Genomic DNA, 13,534 nt, shown 5'->3' with positions numbered 1-13,534 from the left:
CGATACAGAGGAGGCCTTCGCCATGCCCATGCTGAACCAACTGCGCCAGGATCATGCCAACATGGCGCGCATGTTGCACGTTCTGCAGCTCAAGCAGAAGACCCTGGCCGACGGCGAACGTCCGAACTTCCAGCTGGTGCGCGAAGTCGTGGATTACATTCTCGATTACATGGATGGTTTCACCTCGCCGCTGGAGGAAATCTGCTCGGAACGCCTGCGTGAGCGCGACCCGCAATGTGGTGAGGTCACCGAGCGCCTGTCCAGGGATTATCGCGCGCTCAGGGCGCGTCTCAAGCGCTTGTCCAATGATCTCGACATGATCCTGATGGATGCGGTGGTGCCCATGGATTGCTTTGCCGACGACCTCAAGGAATATCTCGAAGCCCATCGCAACTATCTGCGAGAGGAGCGCGAACAGCTCTTTCCGCTGATCCGCGAACATTTCAATGATACCGACCTCGATAACCTCGCCAAGGCCCTGCCGGATGGCGCAGCCGCCGAGCTGGAGCGTCTCCAGGCGGCCTATCCGGAACTCTACGCCGAGCTGCGCGATGCGCCGGAGCCGGTGACCTGAGTACCTTCAGCGTCCGCCTCGCCTTGAGGTAGAATGCGTCGCACTTCATGACAAGGTGCGACGCCAATGCATCATCACCTGCGACCCACAGGCCCAGCCTCCCTTTCGTTCCCCGGTCCGGCAAGGACCGGGGGCAACAGAGGCGTGCGCTGATGGCAGGGCCGATTCTGGTGTTCGACTCCGGGGTAGGTGGCTTGTCGGTGGTGGCCTCGCTGCGGCGGCAATTGCCCGATGCGGCGCTGGCCTATGCCTGCGACAACGCCATGCTGCCCTATGGCGTGCGCGACGATGACTGGCTGGTGGAGCGTATCCTCGCGGTCTGTGAAGCGGCGGTGGTGGCGAGTGGTTGCGTCGGCCTGGTGGTGGCCTGCAACACGGCCAGTACCCTGGCCCTCGAGGCGTTGCGCGAGCACCTGGCGGTGCCGGTGGTCGGCACCGTGCCGGCGATCAAGCCGGCGGCCGGAATGAGCGAGACCCGCCACATTGGCCTGTTGGCAACCAGCGCCACCGTGGCGCGCCCCTATACCCTGCGCCTGATCCGGGAGTTCGCCGGCGATTGCCAGGTGACGCGTATTGCCGCCGACCCCCTGGTGGTCGAGGCCGAGCGCTGGGTGGCGGGCGAGCGCCCCGACCCTGACGTGCTGCGCCGCACGCTGTCCCCGATGGCGGAGATGGTGAACCTGGATACCATGGTGCTGGGTTGTACCCATTTTCCGCTGTTGCGCGACTGGCTCGTCGCGGCCGCCCCCCGACGCGTGCGGTGGGTCGATTCGGGGGACGCCATTGCCCGTCGCGCCGGTCAGGTGATGACCGATCGTGATTGTCGACAAGGGCGCGAGACAGGCTGGGTCACCGCGCCTTCCGAGGCCCTGTCCCGAGGGCTTTCCGGCTTCGGTTTCACCGAGACCCGCTTGCTGTCACTGGGCTGACGGGTCCGTCCCCGAGCGTGTCGCCCTTTTATTGTTGCGTCTTACCATTCACGCTGTCCCTTCCCGATCATCAGGAGCCGCCGTGGCCATTCCCGTAGTCGATCCTTCCCGCTATGACGAACAGCTCGAAGCCAAGCGCAAGCGTCTCGTCGAGACCTTCGCGCCATTCGCCCCCCCGGCGCTCGACGTCTATCCCTCGCCGCCCAGCCACTATCGCCAGCGTTGCGAATTCCGCCTCTGGCACGAGGGCGATGACCTCTATTACGCCATGTTCGAGATCGACCCCGACGAGCCCGGCAAGAAGCGAGTGGTGCGTCTGGACGACTATCCGGTCGCGAGCCGACGCATCAACGACCTGATGCCGAAGTTGCTCGATGAGATACGAGACCGCCCGGTGTTGCGGCACAAACTGTTTCAGGTGGAGTTTCTCACCACCTTGACCGGCGAGGCGCTGGTGACCCTGATCTATCATCGCCAGCTCGACGAGGACTGGGACGCGGCCGCGCGTGAGCTCGAGCGGACGCTCGACATCATGATCATCGGGCGTGCCCGCAAGCAGCGGCGAGTTCTGACCCGGGATCATGTCTGGGAATGTCTGGAGGTCGATGGCCGTCGCCTGCATTACCAGCAGGTCGAGAACAGCTTCACCCAACCCAACGCCGAGATATGTCGCGCCATGCTGGCCTGGGCGCGGGACGTCACTGCCGGCAGCCAGCAGCGCGATCTGGTCGAGCTGTATTGCGGTAATGCCAATTTCACGGTAGCGCTGGCCGACAATTTTCGCCGTGTCCTGGCCACTGAGATCTCGCGGACCTCGGTGGCCAGTGCCAGGGAGAATCTCGAGGCCAATGCCATCGACAACGTGACAGTGGGGCGCATGTCCGCCGAGGAATTCACCGAAGCGCTCAAGGGAGAAAAGGGTGGTCGACGCGTGGAGGCCTGGGCGCTCGGCGAGTACGATTTCTCCACGGTACTGGTGGACCCCCCTCGTGCGGGGCTCGATGAGGCGAGCTGTCGTCAACTGAGCGAGTACGAGCGTATCGTCTATATTTCATGCAATCCGGATACGCTGGCACAGAACCTGGAGACATTGACGCAGACACACGATGTCACCCGCTTCGCGCTCTTCGATCAGTTTCCCTGGACCCATCATTGCGAGTGCGGGGTGCTGCTGGAGCGACGAGCCTGAATGCGACCTTGGTAGGAAATGTCGTGACGTTGTCAAGGCCGATGCGCAACCGACATGCACCATGAGCAAAGGGGCATGTTGCTGGGGATGAGGCGTCGATTGGCGTAACCTCCCGGTCCAAGGGAAGGCAACGCCCCGCAACTCACATTGTTTTTCGGCCGCCGCCGGCGGCCCCTGGCAGTCGAGGTGATTGATGCTACACGTCGCACAGGAGGAGACCCGCCTGGATCTTCTCAAGCAACTCAAGGAACGGTTGCAAAGCCGTCTGGACAAGGACAAGGCCGCTGCGGTCGACGCCTTCGCTCACCTCTTCTACGCTGCCGTGCCCCTGGAGGATCTGGCTGATCGGCGTCTGGACGACCTCTATGGCGCGACGCTTTCGGTGTGGCATTTCATCCAGCAGTTCGATCCCGACGCCCCCAAGGTTCGGGTGCTCAACCCGGACTTCGAGGAACACGGCTGGCAGTCCACCCATACCTTCATCGCCGTGCTGCACGAGGACATGCCGTTTCTCGTCGACTCGGTCCGCGTGGAATTGAATCGCCGGGGCATGACCGTTCATGCCATCCACAATGCTGTGCTGGCGGTGGCCCGTGACGACGAGCATCGCCTGCAGCGTGTCGCGTCACCGGAAGAGGCCGACGCGCCCGACGCTCGTGAATCGCTGATCGCCATCGAGGTGGATCGTCATTCCAACCTGACCGAGCTCGAGGAGATCGAATCCAGCCTGCAGGAGGTGCTGCGCGAGGTGCGGACTGCGGTGGGCGATTTCGATCCCATGCGCGAGCGTGCCCAGGCGGCCATCGAGGAGCTCGAGGCAAGGCGGCCGGAGCAGGTCGATGCGGCGGATCACCGAGAAGCCATCGAATTCCTGAAGTGGCTGCTCCAGGACAACTTCACGTTCCTGGGCTACGACGAGTACGAGGTACGTGAGGAGCAGGGCCGGCAGCGTCTCGACAAGGTCGAGGGCAGCGAACTCGGCGTCTTCCGGCTGGATCAGCCGCGCTATCGCGAACGCATTCGCACCGATCTCGGTGTCGAGGGCGACCATTACGTGCCGATGCCGCAGTTGATGTCGTTTGCCAAGAGCGCCCATCACGCCAGGATTCACCGGCCCACCTATCCCGACTATATCTCCATCGATCGTTATGATGACCAGGGACGCGTGATCGGCGAGCGGCGTTTTCTCGGCATGTTCACCGCCACGGTCTACAATGAGTCGCCGCGCAACGTGCCGATCCTGCGTCGCAAGCTCCAGGCGGTGATGGATATCGCCGGCTTCAGCCCCAAGGGACACAACGGCAAGCAATTGCTGCAGATCCTCGAGGTCTACCCGCGTGACGACCTCTTCCAGATCGATATCGACGAGCTGGCGCAGACGGCGCTGGGAATCCTCGATATCCGTGAACGTCGCCGCGTGCGGTTGTTCATCCGCGAGGATACCTTCGGCAAGTTCTACTCCTGCCTGGTGTTCGTGCCGCGCGACGTCTTTTCCACCGAGCTGCGGGTGCGGCTCCAGGAGCTGCTCTGCGAAGAACTCGATGCCACCTTCGGGGATTTCAATACCTATCTCTCCGAGTCGGTGCTGGCCCGCATCCAGTTCATCCTGCGCTTCAACGGCGACCAGCCGGTGGAATACGATATCAAGCGCCTCGAGGAGAAACTGGTCAAGCTGGCCCGCAACTGGCGCGACGACCTGCTCAACGCTTCCATCGAGGGCTTCGGGGAGGAGAATGCCAACCTGCTGATGAGCCGCTTTCGCGATGCCTTTCCGGCCAGCTATCGCGAGGATTTCAGCGCGCGTACCGCGGTCTACGACCTGCAGCATATCGGCGAGCTCGACGAGGGAGCGCCGCTGTCGCTGTCGCTGTATCGGCTGATCGAGGAAGAGGGCAGCGGCGTCAATCTCAAGCTGTTCCATCAGGACGCGCCGATCCCGCTCTCCGATGTGCTGCCGATGATGGAGAATCTGGGCCTGCGAGTGATCGGCGAGCGTCCCTACGAGGTACAGGCCAGCGATGCATCCTATTGGATTCATGACTTCACCCTGGAGCATCACACCAGCGTGGAGATGAATCTTCAGGAGATGCGTGGCCCCTTCATCGATGCCTTCCAGCGGATCTGGGCAGGAGAAGCCGACAACGACGCCTTCAATCGACTGATCATCGGTGCCAACCTGGATTGGCGCGAAGTGGCGATGCTGCGTGCCTACGCGCGCTACCTGAAGCAGATTCGCTTCGGCATGTCCCAGGACTACATTGCCACCACCCTGGGTAGCCATCCCGAGATCACCCGCGAGCTGGTGACGCTGTTCGAGCTGCGCTTCGACCCGGCCGAGCGGCCCGGCGAGGAAGAGATCGAGGAGTGCGAATCACGCATCCTGGCGCTGCTCGACGAAGTGCCGAGCCTCAACGACGATCAACTGCTGCGTCGTTACATGGAGTTGATCAAGGCGACCCTGCGAACCAATTATTACCAGCGCACCGAGGATGGCGGCTACAAGGATTACCTTTCCTTCAAGCTGGAACCCTCCCGGGTTTCCGGCATGCCCAAGCCGCGTCCGGCCTACGAGATCTTCGTCTGCTCGCCGCGCGTCGAAGGGGTACACCTGCGTGGCGGCAAGGTCGCCCGGGGCGGGCTGCGCTGGTCCGATCGCCACGAGGACTTCCGCACCGAGGTGCTCGGCCTGGTCAAGGCCCAGCAGGTCAAGAACGCGGTGATCGTGCCGATGGGCGCCAAGGGCGGTTTCGTCTGCAAGCGCATGCCGGAGGGCGCGGATCGCGAGACGGTCCAGAAGGAAGGTATCGCCTGTTACCAGATCTTCATCCGTGCGCTGCTGGATATCACTGACAACCTGGCCGGTGGCGAGGTCGTGCCACCGCGTGACGTGATACGCCACGACGACAACGATCCCTATCTGGTGGTGGCCGCCGACAAGGGCACGGCGACCTTCTCCGACATCGCCAACGAGATCTCCATCGAGTACGGCCACTGGCTGGGCGATGCCTTCGCCTCCGGGGGCGCCAACGGCTATGACCACAAGAAGATGGCGATCACCGCCAAGGGTGCCTGGGAGTCGGTCAAGCGTCATTTCCGCGGCCTGGGCATCAATACCCAGGAAGACGAGTTCAGCGTGGTCGGCATCGGCGACATGGCCGGCGACGTCTTCGGCAATGGCATGCTGCTCTCCGACAAGATTCGCCTGGTGGGGGCCTTCAACCACCTGCATATCTTCGTCGACCCGACGCCCGATGCAGCATCGAGCTTCGCTGAGCGTCAGCGCCTGTTCGACATGCCGCGTTCCAGCTGGGAGGACTACAATGCCGAGCTGATCTCCGAGGGTGGCGGCATCTTCCCCCGTAGCGCCAAGTCGATCACCATCACGCCGCAGATGAAGAAGGTCTTCGGCATTCGCGAGAACAAGCTGTCCCCCAACGAGCTGATCCGCGCCATGCTGGTGTCCAAGGTCGATCTGCTCTGGAATGGCGGTATCGGTACCTATGTCAAGGGCAGTGCAGAGACCGACGCCGAGGTGGGCGACAAGGCCAACGATGCCCTGCGCATCGATGGCCGGGAGCTCAACTGCCGCGTGGTCGGCGAGGGCGGCAACCTCGGCTTGACCCAGCGTGGACGCATGGAGGCCGCCGCCAAGGGCGTGCGCGTTTATACCGACTTCATCGACAACGCCGGTGGCGTGAACTGCTCCGACCATGAGGTCAACATCAAGATCCTCATCGACGAAGTGGTATCCCGGGGCGACATGACGGAGAAGCAGCGCAATCAGTTGCTTGCCGACATGACCGATGAAGTCAGCGAACTGGTGCTGCTGGACAACTATCGCCAGACCCAGGCGCTGGATCTCGCCGAGTTGCTGTCGCGCCAGGGTGTCGGCCCGTACCGGCGTTTCATCAGCGAGCTGGAAGCGGCCGGCCAGATCGACCGCGAGCTCGAGTTCTTGCCCTCCGACGAGGAGCTGCTCGAGCGTTCCCAGCACGAACAGGGCATGACCCTGCCGGAATTGTCGGTGCTGATCTCGTATGCCAAGAGCGTGCTCAAGGGCGACCTGATCGCCTCGGACGTGCCCGACGACCCGACCATCATGCGCTTCGTGGAACGTGTCTTCCCGTCGATGCTGGCCGAGCGGTATCGCGACGAGATGTACGAGCATCGCCTGAAGCGCGAGATCGTCGCCACCCAGGTGGCCAACGACCTGGTCGACCATATGGGCGTGGTCTTCGTACGGCGCCTGATGGATTCCACCGGTGCCGAGCGTGCCGACATCGCCCGTGCCTATGTCATTGCCCGCGACAGCTTCCAGTTGCCGCGCCTGTGGGAGCAGATCGAGGCACTGGACAACAAGGTGCCGAGCCAGGTGCAGTATTCGATGATGCTCGACCTGATGCGCATGCTGCGCCGCTCCACGCGCTGGTTCCTGCGTCAGCGCACCGGCCTGAACACCCGGGATACCATCGACTACTTTGCGCCACGCCTGGCACAGCTGCAGGAGAACATCGGCAAGCGGCTGCGTGGCGAAGAGAAGGAGCAGTGGTCGGCTCGCCAGCAGGAACTGGTGAAGGCGGGGGTTCCCGAGGCCCTGGCGTCCACCGTGGCGGCGGCGGGCAGCCTCTATGCTGCCCTCGGCATCATTCAGACGGCACGCCAGACCGATGACAAGCCACAGAGGGTCGCCGAAGTCTTCTACGAGGTCGGGGCTCGCCTGGAGCTGCCCTGGCTCATCCAGCAGGTGACCCGGCTCGAGGTTCGCGATGGCTGGCAGGCCAAGGCGCGGGACACCTTCCGTGACGACATCGATCGTCAGCAATTGGCCTTGACCGCCAGTGTGCTGGGCATGGAAGGCGGTCCGCGCGACAGCACCGAGCGTGTCGAGCGCTGGCTGAGCCAGCATGAAGGCATGCACCAGCGCTGGCGTCATCTGCTCGAGGAAGTGGGAAGTGGCAGCCAGGGTGGCTTCCCGCTGTTCGCCGTGGCGGTGCGGGAACTGGTGGATCTTGCCGAAAGCAACAGCGAGGCCTGAGTTCCCCGTCGCGAGGTACGACACAAGGAGGGCGCCATTCGGCGCCCTCCTTGCGTTACCGCCGGCAAGCTGGCGTGGTGTCCTACAGCAAGAAGATGGTGGCCAGGCCGAGAAAGGCCATGAAGCCGACCACATCGGTCACCGTGGTCAGTACCACCGAGCCGGACAGTGCCGGGTCGATGCCGAGCCGGCGGAGCAGTAATGGAATGGCGATGCCCGACACGCCGGCGGCCAGCATGTTGATGACCAGCGCCGCGGCGATGATGGCGCCGATGGCCAGGCTGTTGAACCACAGGACTGCGAGCGAGGCCACGACCAGCGCCCAGAGCAGGCCATTCAAGGCGGCGATGCCGACTTCCTTGCGCAAGAGCCAGTTGCTGTTGGTGCGGCTGATCTGGCCGAGTGCCAGTCCGCGGATGGCCAGGGTCAGCGTCTGACTGCCGGCGATACCGCCCATGCTGGCGACGATGGGCATCAGGACCGCCAGCGCCACGATCTCTTCCAGGGCATCCTCGAACAGGCCGATGACCCCGGCGGCCAGGAACGCCGTCAGTAGGTTGATGCCGAGCCATACGGCGCGACGCCGTGCGCTGGGCAGCACCGGTGCGAAGAGGTCCTCTTCCTCGTCGAGGCCGGCCATGTTCATCAGCGCCTGTTCGGAGTCTTCGCGGATGACGTCGACGATGTCGTCGATGACGACGCGGCCCAGAAGCATCCCGCGATTATCCACCACCGGCGCCGAGACCAGATCGTGGGTCTGGAAGAGGGTGGCGACGTCGCGGGACTTCATGGTCACCTGAATGCTGTCCACCTCGCTGTCCATCAGGTCGGCCACGGCCATGTCCGGATCATTGGCCACCAGCCGGGCCAGCGACAGCACGCCCGCGAAGCGGCCGTCACGGTCGACCACCATCAGGGCATCGGTGTTGTCGGGAACCATTTCCTTCCAGCGCAGAAAGCGTTGTACCGTCTCCAGGCTGACATCCGCGCGCACGGCGATGGTATCGGTACGCATCAAGCGGCCGATGCTGTCCTCCTCGAAGGCCAGCGTCTCCTGCAGGCGCGCCCGCTGCAGCTCGTCCATGGAGCGCAACATGTCTTCGGCAACCTGGCGGGGCAGGTCCTCGAACAGCTCGGCCAGGTCGGTGGTGTCCAGTCCTGCCGTGGCGGCGACGATTTCGGCGTGGTCCATGTCCTCGAGCAGGGTCGCACGGACCTCGTCGTGAACGTGCAGCAACACTTCCCCGTCGACTTCCTGAGGGACCCTTTCCCATAGCCGGAACCGCTCGTTGGGTGGAAGCGACTCCAGCAGCAGCGCAACCTCGGCGGGTTCGAGGTCGTCGATGACATCATCGACCCATTCCAGCCTTTCCTGCTCGAGTGCCAGATGAATGCGCGACAGGCGGTGTTCCAGTGTCTCGGTCGTATCGGTCATGTCCTTCTCCCTGGCGGCGCGTCATCACGGCGGGGGCGTGCTTGCCCACGCTTCAAGTAGACCATAAAAGGCGTATGGCATGGCAGACGATCTCGGGGCTAGTCGGCCGTGGGTTTCGTCGTTCCGGGTCGGCTGCGCTATACTCGCGCCCGCCTTGTCCGTCGCTTGCCTGGAGCCGCCATGTATTCCCTCGCCCGTTCGCTGTTGTTTCGTCTCGATGCCGAGAAAGCCCATGGCATGGCGCTTTCGGCGCTGGACCTGGCGCATCGTCTCGGCCTGGCGACGCATCTCGGCTCGGGCAGCGTGGACGACCCCGTGACGTTGATGGGCCTGCGCTTTCCCAATCGGATCGGTCTGGCAGCGGGACTCGACAAGAATGCCGACCACCTGGATGCCCTGGGGGCGCTGGGATTCGGCTTCGTCGAGGTGGGCACCGTGACTCCCAAGCCTCAGGATGGCAATCCCCGGCCTCGGCTGTTTCGTTTGCCGGAGGGGGAAGCGATCATCAATCGCATGGGGTTCAACAACGCCGGGGTGGACCACCTGGTCGAGCGGGTGCGCCGCACACGTTACGACGGAATCATCGGCATCAATATCGGCAAGAATCTGACGACGCCGGTCGAGCGGGCGGTAGACGATTACCTGCACTGCCTGCGCAAGGTACATGCGCATGCCCACTACGTGACGGTGAACATTTCTTCGCCCAATACTCCTGGCCTGCGCGACCTGCAGTTCGGCGAACATCTCGACCAGTTACTGGGCACTCTGCGCAAGGAGAGTCGCACGCTCGATCGCGATGCCGGACGGCGGGTTCCTCTGGCGGTGAAGATCGCCCCGGACATGAGCGACGAGGAGGTGGCCCTGGTGGCGCATAGCCTGGCGTCCAATGAGATCGATGCCGTGATCGCCACCAATACCACCGTGTCGCGGGAGGCGGTGGCAGGATTGCCGGGCGCCGAGGAGCAGGGCGGGCTTTCCGGTCGACCGGTGTTCGAGCCTTCCAACGTGGTGATCCGAGCGTTGCGACGCCGGCTGCCGGAGCTGCCGATCATTGGCGTGGGCGGCGTCGATAGCGCCGCGGCGGCCCGGGCCAAGCAGGAGGCGGGCGCCGATCTGGTGCAGCTCTATTCGGGGTTCGTCTATCGGGGGCCTGGCCTGGTCGGGGAATGCGCTCGGGCGCTGCAGGCTCGGCCCTCGGAGAAGGGTGGCGAGGCGTGAAAAAAGCCCATGGCCATGCCATGGGCTTGACGGGTCGTCATCGTGTCTGACGAAACGATGGTCGAAAGTCAGACCACCATGGGGTTCTTGTGGATACCGGAAACACCCGTCATGCCGGACCACTGATCCCCACGACCTTCACGCCAACCGCTCATCCAGTATTCGCGTAGATTGATGTCTTGACTGGGACAGTCGTCACGGGAACGACCTGAGAGACCTGCCTTGTACCCATGCACATAGGCGCGCTGGAAGCGATCACGTTTCTGTCGTTTCATTGGACTACCTCTTGGTGAAGGTGCCGATCGGGAGCCGGTGCGTACGTCACCGGTCCCTTGAAAAGGGGTCGAGGCACCCCTCGACCGGAGTCGAGAGGGTGCGGACCCCATAGACAGGAACGCATGCGTTTACAATCGAGTAGCTACTGAGTAATACATAGCCCAATTTGGTCGCCTCTGTCGACCGATGATTTGTAACAAGGCTCTCATACGCCTGACATGAACGCGCCGGAGTTCCGGCCACGTCGATGGATATCCCATGACCGATAGACAATCCACCGCCCCCGGGGCGTATCTGGCCACCTGCCCCAAGGGGCTCGAAGCGCTGCTGTCCGATGAGCTCACCGCGCTTGGCGCCGAGCCGACCAAGACAACGGTGGCCGGCGTGTTCTTCCAGGGCGCCCTGGCCGATGCCTATCGCGTTTGCCTGTGGTCGCGGCTGGCCAACCGCGTGGTGCACTGTCTGGTCCGGGAGGAGGGCGTGGAGACGCCTGAGCGGCTGCGAGAGGTCAGTGCAGAGATCGACTGGCAGTCTCACCTGGCCGCGGGTTCGACCCTGGCGGTGGACTTCCACGGACGCAGCGATGCCATCCGCCATACACGGTTCGGCGCCCAGACCGTCAAGGATGGCGTGGTGGATCGCCTCCAGGCCGATGGCCGAGCACGTCCACGGGTCGATCCCCGCGAGCCGGACCTGCGCCTCTATGCGAACCTGCACCGTGGTCGGTTGACGCTGGGCATCGACCTGTCGGGCGAGAGTCTGCATCGGCGTGGCTACCGTCGAGGCACGGGACACGCGCCGCTGAAGGAGAACCTGGCGGCGGCCCTGTTGATACGTGCTGGCTGGCCATCGATGGCCCGACAAGGCGCGCCTCTCGTCGACCCGCTGTGCGGTGCCGGTACCTTGTTGATCGAAGCCGCGATGATGGCCGCCGACATGGCGCCCAACCTGTACCGAGAGCGCTTCGGTTTCCATGGCTGGGCCGGCCATGACGAAGCGTGCTGGCGTGAGCTCAAGCGCGAGGCCGATGCGCGAGCCAGCATTGGCCGCAAGCGTTGTCGCAATCGATTGTTCGGTATCGATCGCAGTCCGCCGGCACTGGCGGCGGCCAAGGCCAACGCCATGCGCGCAGGGATTCCGGCGTTGATCGAATTGAGTGGAGGCTCGCTCGGCGAGCTCGATCGTCCGGCCGGACTGGACGAGGAATGCCCCGGCCTGCTCATCACCAATCCGCCGTATGGCGAGCGCCTGGGCGAATTGCCGGAGCTCGTCGAGTTGTACGCTCAGTTGGGCGAGCGGGCCCGTGGCGCCTTCCCCGGCTGGCGATTGGCATTGTTCACCGCGAACCCCGACCTGGGCCATCGCACGGGCTTGCGTGCCCATAAGCACTATTCGCTGAAGAATGGCCCCTTGGATGCTCGCCTGTTGTTGATGGACATCCCCGGAGAGACGGAGATGGCGGCCGAGACAGCGCCGAACAAGCCGACGCGCAGCGAGGGCGCCCAGATGTTCGCCAACCGCCTGATGAAGAATCGCAAGCGGTTGAACAAGTGGCTGAAGCGTTCCGGCGAAAGTTGCTACCGGCTCTATGATGCCGACATGCCCGAATATGCCCTGGCCATCGATGTCTACGGCGATCGCGTGCATGTTCAGGAATACGCCCCGCCGCGTTCCGTGGACCCGGGCCAGGCGCAGAAGCGCCTGCATGAGGCCCTCGGTGTGATACCCGAGGTGCTCGGGGTGGACCCCGCTCAGGTGGTGATCAAGCGTCGTCAGCGCCAGAGCGGCCGGGCCCAGTATCAGAAGCAAGATGCCAGTGGCGAGCGCTTCGAGGTCCGCGAGGGCAGGGCGCGGCTATGGGTCAATCTGCGGGATTATCTGGATACCGGACTCTTTCTCGATCATCGTCCCGTGCGGCGTCTGCTGGCAGAACTGGCCGAAGGCAAGCGCTTTCTCAACCTGTTCTGCTATACCGCCGCTGCCACCGTTCAGGCGGCGCTCGGCAAGGACGAAGGGCGGGGAGCAAGCGACAGCGTCAGTGTCGATCTGTCCAATACCTACCTCGACTGGGCCCGGGAAAACTTCCGCCTGAACCGTCTGGATCCGTCCCGGCACCGGGTGGTGCGCGACGATTGCTTTCACTGGCTGGAAACCGCCGGTGGCCGCTTCGACGTGATCTTTCTTGATCCGCCGACCTTCTCCAATTCCAAGAAGATGGCCGATACTCTCGATGTGCAGCGCGATCACGGACGGCTGGTGCGATTGGCCATGGCGAGGTTGGCGCCGGGCGGCACCCTGGTATTCTCCAACAACCAACGGCGCTTCAAGTTGGACGACGAGCTGGCCGAAGCCTTCGCCGTGGAAGATATCTCGGCGAAGACCTTCGATCCGGATTTCCAGCGTCGTCCGGACCTGCATCACTGTTTTCTGATTCGTCACCGCGACGGGGAGGGAGCGTGACAGCGGAAAGCGAGGAAGTGATCCATCTGACCCTGTATACCACGACGGGCTGCCATCTTTGCGAGGCGCTGGAAGCCTGGCTGGGTCGTCTGGCCAGTGAGCCTGTGCGGCTGGAGCGGGTGGAAGTCGCCGACGATGCGGCCTTGATGGCGACTTACGCAACGCGACTCCCAGTGCTGAAAGATGCCGCGGGTACCGAGCTGGATGGCGGCCACGAACCCGAATGCCTGGCCGCCTGGCTGGCCGATCGAGGCTGGCTGGACACGGCCGCCTGGCAGGAGGTCGCGCAACCGTCGGACGATGACGGGCCGCGAGGGCATGGCGCGGTCATGCGCCAAGGGCGTCGCTATCTCGGAGGCGGCCCATGACATGAAAGGGCCCCGCATCGAGCGGGGCCCTTGCGCATGCGATCACGCGC

At 63.7% G+C, this 13,534-nt stretch carries 9 protein-coding genes; 7 read left to right on the top strand and 2 right to left on the bottom strand.

From position 1 onward, the window contains the following. The first annotated feature begins 28 nt into the window (after positions 1–28). The 4 genes from A9O65_RS02585 to A9O65_RS02570 all read left to right on the top strand — a co-directional run bounded on the left by A9O65_RS02585 (position 29) and on the right by A9O65_RS02570 (position 7,727). Complete coding sequence (locus A9O65_RS02585; protein ID WP_064698620.1) at positions 29–574, top strand: hemerythrin domain-containing protein; 546 nt, start codon at positions 29–31, stop codon at positions 572–574. A gap of 152 nt (positions 575–726) precedes the next feature. Further along, the gene (gene murI, locus A9O65_RS02580) at positions 727–1,503 is read left to right on the top strand and encodes a glutamate racemase (RefSeq protein ID WP_064701274.1); all 777 of its coding nucleotides are present in this window, start codon (positions 727–729) and stop codon (positions 1,501–1,503) included. Between the two features lie 82 nt (positions 1,504–1,585). Then, positions 1,586–2,692, top strand: a complete 1,107-nt coding sequence (trmA, locus tag A9O65_RS02575) for a tRNA (uridine(54)-C5)-methyltransferase TrmA (protein WP_064698154.1) — start codon at positions 1,586–1,588, stop codon at positions 2,690–2,692. Positions 2,693–2,885: 193 nt separating this feature from the next. Continuing rightward, positions 2,886–7,727: an NAD-glutamate dehydrogenase gene (locus A9O65_RS02570; protein WP_064698155.1), complete on the top strand. Its 4,842-nt coding sequence runs from the start codon at positions 2,886–2,888 to the stop codon at positions 7,725–7,727. Positions 7,728–7,809: 82 nt separating this feature from the next. On the opposite strand, the gene mgtE is transcribed toward A9O65_RS02570, so the two are convergent. Beyond that, complete coding sequence (gene mgtE, locus A9O65_RS02565) at positions 7,810–9,162, bottom strand: magnesium transporter (RefSeq protein WP_064698156.1); 1,353 nt, start codon at positions 9,160–9,162, stop codon at positions 7,810–7,812. 180 nt (positions 9,163–9,342) lie between these two features. On the opposite strand from mgtE, the gene A9O65_RS02560 reads away from it, so the two are divergent. Then, the gene (locus A9O65_RS02560) at positions 9,343–10,380 is read left to right on the top strand and encodes a quinone-dependent dihydroorotate dehydrogenase (RefSeq protein WP_064701273.1); all 1,038 of its coding nucleotides are present in this window, start codon (positions 9,343–9,345) and stop codon (positions 10,378–10,380) included. 68 nt (positions 10,381–10,448) lie between these two features. Here the strand turns inward: A9O65_RS02560 and rmf are convergent, their stop codons facing one another. Next, positions 10,449–10,655, bottom strand: a complete 207-nt coding sequence (rmf, locus tag A9O65_RS16865; protein WP_073292025.1) for a ribosome modulation factor — start codon at positions 10,653–10,655, stop codon at positions 10,449–10,451. Positions 10,656–10,914: 259 nt separating this feature from the next. On the opposite strand from rmf, the gene rlmKL reads away from it, so the two are divergent. Then, entirely contained in the window at positions 10,915–13,116 is a 2,202-nt protein-coding gene (gene rlmKL / locus A9O65_RS02555; RefSeq protein WP_064701272.1) for a bifunctional 23S rRNA (guanine(2069)-N(7))-methyltransferase RlmK/23S rRNA (guanine(2445)-N(2))-methyltransferase RlmL, read from the top strand. After that, complete coding sequence (locus tag A9O65_RS02550) at positions 13,113–13,484, top strand: glutaredoxin family protein (protein ID WP_244534399.1); 372 nt, start codon at positions 13,113–13,115, stop codon at positions 13,482–13,484. The genes rlmKL and A9O65_RS02550 overlap by 4 nt, the downstream gene beginning before the upstream one ends. Positions 13,485–13,534 lie beyond the last annotated feature (50 nt).

The organism is Halomonas caseinilytica, assembly GCF_001662305.1.
Lineage (GTDB): Bacteria > Pseudomonadota > Gammaproteobacteria > Pseudomonadales > Halomonadaceae > Halomonas > Halomonas caseinilytica.
The sequence above is the reverse complement of the archived record's forward strand: the minus strand, read 5'-3'. Positions and strand labels throughout refer to the sequence as shown.

What these genes read in the sequence shown, in the direction of transcription:
- rmf (WP_073292025.1), bottom strand. Translation starts at nt 10,655, where the DNA reads ATGAAACGACAGAAACGTGATCGCTTCCAGCGCGCCTATGTGCATGGG.
- A9O65_RS02560 (WP_064701273.1), top strand. Translation starts at nt 9,343, where the DNA reads ATGTATTCCCTCGCCCGTTCGCTGTTGTTTCGTCTCGATGCCGAGAAA.
- rlmKL (WP_064701272.1), top strand. Translation starts at nt 10,915, where the DNA reads ATGACCGATAGACAATCCACCGCCCCCGGGGCGTATCTGGCCACCTGC.
- A9O65_RS02585 (WP_064698620.1), top strand. Translation starts at nt 29, where the DNA reads ATGCTGAACCAACTGCGCCAGGATCATGCCAACATGGCGCGCATGTTG.
- A9O65_RS02570 (WP_064698155.1), top strand. Translation starts at nt 2,886, where the DNA reads ATGCTACACGTCGCACAGGAGGAGACCCGCCTGGATCTTCTCAAGCAA.
- mgtE (WP_064698156.1), bottom strand. Translation starts at nt 9,162, where the DNA reads ATGACCGATACGACCGAGACACTGGAACACCGCCTGTCGCGCATTCAT.
- murI (WP_064701274.1), top strand. Translation starts at nt 727, where the DNA reads ATGGCAGGGCCGATTCTGGTGTTCGACTCCGGGGTAGGTGGCTTGTCG.